The organism is Collinsella sp. CLA-ER-H6 (assembly GCF_040092305.1).
GTDB lineage: Bacteria > Actinomycetota > Coriobacteriia > Coriobacteriales > Coriobacteriaceae > Collinsella.
This window is the reverse complement of the sequence record NZ_JBBNLS010000041.1, coordinates 1-1,027: the sequence shown is the minus strand read 5'-3', so window position 1 is coordinate 1,027 and position 1,027 is coordinate 1. Positions and strand designations below refer to the sequence as shown.

The following is a 1,027-nucleotide window of genomic DNA, read 5'->3' as shown; positions in this document are numbered from 1 at the left end:
CTGACGCTCCTATTTGGCAAGGTGTTTTTTAGAATCCATTTTGCGCTCGGCCTCGAAGGCCTGCCTGTCCCAATCGAGCGGAAGTCCGGCCTCGACCCATGCCTCGTAGGCCCTCCTTATGGGCTTGAGCTCCCTTTGGCCCCTCTCCAGCATCGAGATGTACTTCTCGCTGGTGCCCAGTATGGACGCCGCCCTCACCTGGCTGACCTTCGCCGCGCGCCTGGCCGCCACGAGCTCCGAGGCGTCCTCGGGCCTCCTGACCTCGTGCGGGCGCATCAGCGCCCGGTACGCCTCCCTGGCCACGTAGCGCTTGAGGCACCTCATGACCTCCCTGTCGCTCTTCCCCCGCGCCCTCGCCCTCTCGGCGTACTCGGCGGTCTCGGGGTCGCGCATGACCCTCTGCCTCGCGATCTCGTGCAGCGCGCTGTTCGCCTGCCGGTCGCCGCCCCTGTTGAGCCTGTGCCTCACGGTCTTGCCGCTCGAGGCGGGGACGGGGCAGGCGCCGCATATCGCCGCGAACGACGCCTCGGAGCGCAGCCTGCCCGGGTTGTCCCCGGCCGCGACCGCGAGCTTGGCCGCGCTCACGGGCCCGCACCCGTACATCGCCAGCAGCGCGGGGCAGTTCTCCTCCAGGGACGCCTCGATCGCGCGCTCCATGTCGAGCGCCGCGTCGCGCGCCGCCGCCCACAGGTCCGCCAGCGCTCCGAGCGCGGCGCCCAGCGCGCCCTCGGCGCGCACGGAGGGGAGCTCCTCCATCAGCCTCGGCCCCGCCATCCCGCGGAACCTCGACCTGAGCCCCTCCGGCGCGGTGGTGAGCAGCGACCTCGCGGTGTTGATCGCCGAGGTCCGCGCCTTCACCGCCCCGGAGCGCGCCGCGAGCATGCAGCGCACCCCGTCGACCCACCCGTCCTGGCTCTTGGGGGTCCCGAGCTTCGAGCCGGACATCGCCGCGCGGGCGGCCCTCTCCGCGTCCGCCTCGTCGCACTTCCCCTGCCCCGGGCGCCTCCTCTGCATCCCCGCCGGGGAG

At 72.3% G+C, this 1,027-nt stretch carries 1 protein-coding gene; it reads right to left on the bottom strand.

The annotated features are described in order from the left end of the window. Nucleotides 1–9: 9 nt before the first annotated feature. Nucleotides 10–1,027 (bottom strand): transposase (locus AAAX77_RS09810; RefSeq protein WP_349106095.1); only part of this gene is annotated, 1,018 nt, incomplete at its 5' end.